The organism is Nostoc sp., assembly GCF_036917455.1.
Classification (GTDB): domain Bacteria; phylum Cyanobacteriota; class Cyanobacteriia; order Cyanobacteriales; family Nostocaceae; genus Nostoc.
This window is the reverse complement of the sequence record NZ_JBALDK010000030.1, coordinates 1-5,479: the sequence shown is the minus strand read 5'-3', so window position 1 is coordinate 5,479 and position 5,479 is coordinate 1. Positions and strand designations below refer to the sequence as shown.

Genomic DNA, 5,479 nt, shown 5'->3' with positions numbered 1-5,479 from the left:
AAATACAATAAACAATATTTAAAAATATGGACAATACAAATCAAAAAAAAGCTTTAATTAACGGTGAAATAGCCCTCTTTCTTAGAGGTTTGATTATTGGTAAAGTGTTGACACTTATAGTTATTGGCGGGTTGCTTTGGTGGTTACTAAAGCCGAATTTATTGTCCCGCAACAGTATTGACTCTTCCTCTAATCAAAGTTTCAAGACCGTCTCTAATACAGGCTCATCCAGTTTTCAGACAATTGCAGATGTCCCCACTGCCTCGTTTAACTACGGAGGAAGTACAGCTTGGGCATCTATCCGCCAATTAGTAGATTCTCAGATCCAGAGCGATCGCCCGGAACTAAAATTACGTTACGTAGACCCTGTTAATGCTAGCCCTGGTTCTAGCTCAGGCATTCGGATGTTACTTGATGGGAAACTAGACTTTACTCAGTCTTCTCGTCCCCTTACAGATGAAGAACAAGCTATGGCAAAAGCGCGAGGCTTCACCCTTGAGCAACGTCAGGTAGGTATGGATGCGATAGCAGTGGTAGTCAACCCATCACTGAAAGTATCAGGTTTAACTGTTGACCAATTGCACCAGATTTATTTGGGGAAAATTACTAACTGGAATCAAGTAGGTGGGCCAAACCTACCCATCACACCTTTGTCTCAACGACCAGAGGACGCAGATACAGTAATATTCTCAACCAACAGCGACTTGAAGGGGCAAGCACTTGGCTCTAATGTGCAATATGTGTACTCTGCTACAGAGGCAGTGCGCCAATTGAGTAAAATTCCTGGCGGTGTGTATTACGCTTCGGCTCGTTCGGTAGTATTTCAGTGTAGTGTGAAGGCTTTACCATTGGATAGCACTTCTGGTCAGCTAATTCCTCCCTATAGGGAACCTATGGTATCGCCTGAGCAATGTCCACGTCAGCGCAACCAGCTAAATACTCAGGCTGTTAAAAATGGCAGCTATCCCATAATTGCCAATTTGTTTGTGATTATTAAGCAGAATAAAGGTCGGGAACAGCAGATTGGAAATGCATATACCAATCTTTTATTAACTGACCAAGGGCAAAGAGCAATTGAGCAAGCTGGTTTCGTCGGGGTTCGCTAGTAGATTTGGATAACAATTAAGCCCCCTTCCTATAGATAGCTCCCCGACTTCTTTAAGAAGTCGGGGAGCTAATCGTACCGTTCACTCGACAGCATAAGAAGTAAATTGCCGTTTAAAAGGAGAATGAAACCCAATGACAATATCAAAAGGTGGTACACCTAACTCAACCAATCGTTCAGCAACAGACTCTTCTGTACCGTTATACTGAATCCATATTTTCCCATCTTGAATATCAAAATGCATAACCGGGCCAAACACCCGCTTATCTCCTTGCCAGCCAACATAAGCTAGTTGATAATGGTCGTTTTCTTTGTCTAAAATTAGTTGTGAATTGACTGTATCAGTATTAGATACTATTTGTTGATGTTCGCTCAATATTTGTTTGATAATTTGTCGATAGTGTTCTATTTTATCCATAGTCGAATTTTCTCACATTTTGGATCGTAAATTATCAACTTAACTTGGTAACGATGAAGAGCGCCTTGGACAAAAGAAAGTTGAAAAAAGTCTTGATATGTTTCAATAGGAACTGCTAGGTAAAGCGCTCTTTCTGCTTCTTGTTCTTCAATAGCTTGGCAGTAATTTAAATATTGTCCTAGTGCAGTATGAAATTAACTGATATCTGAATCTGCAATAAAACTTTTAATTTCAACAGCTACTTTCTTTATATTACGTTCTGCTAGAATGGTATTTTCAGCCAGTCTATTTGTAGTTTAATTGCTTCACTAATACGAATTGTAAAAGGATCGTGAGTAATTATCCACCCATCTTTAATTAATGCTTTTTTTACCTGTTGATGGAAAAAATCTTTAGCCATGTTGCTATCTTTAGATGAGGCTAAATAAACTCAAAATGATATTATTATAACATTTCTTTGTGAGGCTGCGCCAAATTCTCTTGGCTTTCTTCCTTCTTTCTTTGTGTCCTTTGGACCCCTTGCGGTTCGTTCCTTATATAGTTTGGCGCATCTTCATACATAATTGGTATTACTCTATCCAATGCGTTCCTCGAAGGGGTTGTCGAAGACATCACACTCTCCATTATTCTGTATTGCTGCGGCAAGTTTTTCTAAATTTTGACGAATAGTGACACTACGAGTATGATTTATACCCCACACTTCCTCACAAATACTTAAAGCTTGCAAATAAAGCGGCTCGGCTTCACCATAACGTCCAGTTTCACGATAAATTTCTGCCAAATTATTGAGACTTTCGGCAACATTAGGATGATTTTCTCCCAATAGGTGCTTATCAAGTTCTAAGGCTTTTATACATAAAGATTCTGCCTCACCATAACGCCCCTGCTCCCTGTACATATAACCAAGAGCGTAGATAGTATCGGCTAAAAGTGGATGCGCTTTTTGCAATAGACGCTGCTTAAGTTCTAATGATTGCAAAAATACTGTTTCAGCTTGATCGTAGCGTCCTTGAGCGCGGTATATCAATCCTAAATTGTGCAAATCTGTTGCAACATCAGGATTTTCTTCTCCCAAAAATCGCTTATCTAACTCTATTGCTTGTTGCGACAACGGTTCAGCTTCGCTATAACGTCCTTGATGATAATAAAGTAGCGCTAAATTATTTAGTATAAGAGCGAAAGTAAGATGATTTTCGCCAACTAAACGTTTTTCAACTTCTAATGATTGCAGATACAGAGGTTCTGCTTCGTCATAACGCCCTTGTTCATCATATAGTAATGCCAAATTGTTCAGACTGACAGCAACATCGGCATGATTTTCTCCCCACAGACGTTTCCTCAGTTCTAAAGCTTGTTGATATAACAGTTCTGCTTTACTATATTGACCAGTAGATTTGTAAAGTCCCGCCAAATTATTCAAGCTAGTAGCAAAAGAAGGATGGTTGTCTCCTAGCAGGCGTTTTCTAAGTTCTAAAGCTTGTTTATATAAAGGTTCAGCTTGGCTATAGTGTCCTGTTGCACGATATATTCCGGCTAAATTGTTGAGGCTATTAGCTAAGTCTATCTGCAAACCTAATTCATTTTGTAGCTCACTCGCCTTTCGCCAATACTTAATTGCTAATTCCTGTTCTTCTTGATAATTCTGAGATTCACCCCGATCTAATCTACTGTGGTAAATATCACCCAACCTTGAGTATAAAGTAGCCAAGGTTGGATCTTTAGTACCCCGTTCCTGTTCTATTTTCTCAATTAATCTTTGTAAATCTTGAATAGGTAAGAAAAAGGGATTATTTTCATTAGTATCTGTACTGGCTAATTCTGTATCTCGAAAAACAAAACGTATAGGTTCTAATTCTTTACCAGGAATAGCATTCGTCTTTTGAGATTCAAATCGAAATACACCATTACGCCAACTCCAAAAATCAGGCGCTTTTTTAATCAGGTTAACTAAAATTTGATTAGTTACCCAAAGCACGATCGCAAAGGGAAACTCACGCAATCCTTCCCTTGTCCATTGCAAGTAACCAAAAAATTTCTCCTGTTCCGATTGCTCATTTCCCAATCTGAGAAAATAAAGTTGTTCAGCACCTGTCACAGTAATCACCGCCTGGTTTTGCTGACGAAAATATTCTTCTTGTTGTACCAGTTGGTTAAGAGCAGCTTTTAGGCTAGGTTCCTGACGTGCTAAAGTCACTCGATATGGACGAAATGCAGGTTGTAGTTCAGCTTCATATTGGGCAATAATTTCATCACGAAAGCTAGCATCATCGCAAACTGCAATCAGTAGATTTAATCCCCGTCTTTGAGCTTCAATAGAAACAATTAAATCGTCATACGCATCTTGATTTTCTCCCTGATTATCTAATGATTCTTCATTGAACATTAATGGCTCCCTGTCTTCTCAAACTTTCGATAATGATTGGATGAACATCGTACCAAGTTTCATCAGTCCGATATTCTAGGACATACAGCCCATGTAGCAAATCTAAAAACTCTGCTTGTTTGGGGTCATTGGGCATGAATTGTTCATAAACACTCTGCAAAATATCTATATCAACTTTTCCTAAACGGATAGAAAAATCATTGCGAATTTTATTGATTGCTTGAAGAAGAATTTTATCATCAATGATAACTTCGGCTGAGGGATTTCGTCGGATAGTCCGTAAACAAATACGGCAACATTCCTTAGAGATCCGAATTAACTCTCGCAACACGCCACCACTATAGATTACAATTTTCTCAGCCGTTTCAGCCGCGATTAATTCACTAGGAATCCGTTTTTGTAAAACTTCACCGAGAATCTTTGTTGCTTCTGGGCGAGGTTGAGCATTAGGAAAGCGATTTTTTCCTTTATTAAATATTTTTAAAACAGGCATTGCTACAACTTGATCGTTGGTTTCAGTGGTAATTATTGTACTGATAAATGTTTCCCGAAGCACTGCGATGGGGATAGTGTAAATAATTTGAAAGTTAGGTTGGCAGAGAGCTTTAATATTATCTCGATAAATTTCATTAACTCTTCCTAAGTCAAGCTTATCTAAATCATCAATAATGACTAAAACATTTTGTTGAGTTGCAGCTTGAATTAAAGCAGCTATTTCATTAATTCTGGCAACTAAATCTGATAATTTGCGTTCAAATTCTTGCTTGATTTCATCCCGAACGCTAGCATCAGCTTTTAATTTAGAGCTAATCAATTTTAGGAGATCAAAACCTATACTAGTTTCTGCTTGCAAATTTGATTCTTCAGTGCGAGTGCGAGTAGCAAACCACTTATAAAGAGCTTCTTTAGTAGATTGTGGAATATCAACTCGGCGGGCTTCTGCCTCTGTCATTAAATTAACTGCGATCGCAAACAATATATTAATATGATTAACAGCCGACATTTCAATTTTGTCAGCAATAGAAAATAGAACTACAAAATATTTATTTTGAATTTGTCTGCTAAACTCAGCTAATAAAGTAGACTTACCACATCCGCGATGTCCTGTAAAGACAATTTTGCCATCTCCATTAGGACTATCTTCCACTAATTGGTTAAGGTCTGCAATCAAATCATCACCATATTCGACTCTAAATCTTTCCATTTCGTTCCGTTCCATCAATGGAAACAGTTCGAGATTGCTGTATGCTTCTTGAAAGGAGTTTAATAAGTCTTGAGACATCGGATAGTGCCGTAAACATGCTAACTATCCATATAATGGCTCATGATTTTTGAAGTAGAAGTTAAGATAGTTACCATTTTCGTAACTATGTAAATAAACAACTACTAAGTAATACTGTCTTATGTTTTAAAAGAAGATACTCTACATTCCATAATCTCAACCTATAAACAAGTAATAAAGGTGAATCTAAATAATAACGAATGATAGATTATACATTTGAATAATAATAATGAATGATAGATTATACATTTGAAATAGTGAAAGCTACCTAACAAATAAAATTAAATTTTA

Annotated in this window: 4 protein-coding genes and 1 pseudogene; 1 reads left to right on the top strand and 4 read right to left on the bottom strand. The window is 37.6% G+C overall.

The annotated features are described in order from the left end of the window. Window positions 1–26 precede the first annotated feature (26 nt). The gene (locus tag V7K42_RS03290) at window positions 27–1,106 is read left to right on the top strand and encodes a PstS family phosphate ABC transporter substrate-binding protein (RefSeq protein ID WP_334913506.1); all 1,080 of its coding nucleotides are present in this window, start codon (window positions 27–29) and stop codon (window positions 1,104–1,106) included. Window positions 1,107–1,187: 81 nt separating this feature from the next. Here V7K42_RS03290 and V7K42_RS03285 read toward each other — a convergent pair whose 3' ends face one another. The 4 genes and pseudogenes from V7K42_RS03285 to V7K42_RS03270 form a co-directional block, all read right to left on the bottom strand. Further along, window positions 1,188–1,523 carry a XisI protein gene (locus tag V7K42_RS03285; protein ID WP_334913504.1) on the bottom strand — a complete coding sequence of 112 codons (336 nt, stop codon included), beginning with the start codon at window positions 1,521–1,523 and terminating at the stop codon, window positions 1,188–1,190. Continuing rightward, window positions 1,511–1,923, bottom strand: a pseudogene (locus tag V7K42_RS03280) (XisH family protein). Before V7K42_RS03280 ends, V7K42_RS03285 begins: the two are co-directional and overlap by 13 nt. Window positions 1,924–2,097: 174 nt before the next feature. Continuing rightward, entirely contained in the window at window positions 2,098–3,906 is a 1,809-nt protein-coding gene (locus V7K42_RS03275) for a tetratricopeptide repeat protein (RefSeq protein WP_334913502.1), read from the bottom strand. Beyond that, window positions 3,896–5,188 carry an ATP-binding protein gene (locus V7K42_RS03270; protein WP_334913500.1) on the bottom strand — a complete coding sequence of 431 codons (1,293 nt, stop codon included), beginning with the start codon at window positions 5,186–5,188 and terminating at the stop codon, window positions 3,896–3,898. The genes V7K42_RS03275 and V7K42_RS03270 overlap by 11 nt, the downstream gene beginning before the upstream one ends. Window positions 5,189–5,479 lie beyond the last annotated feature (291 nt).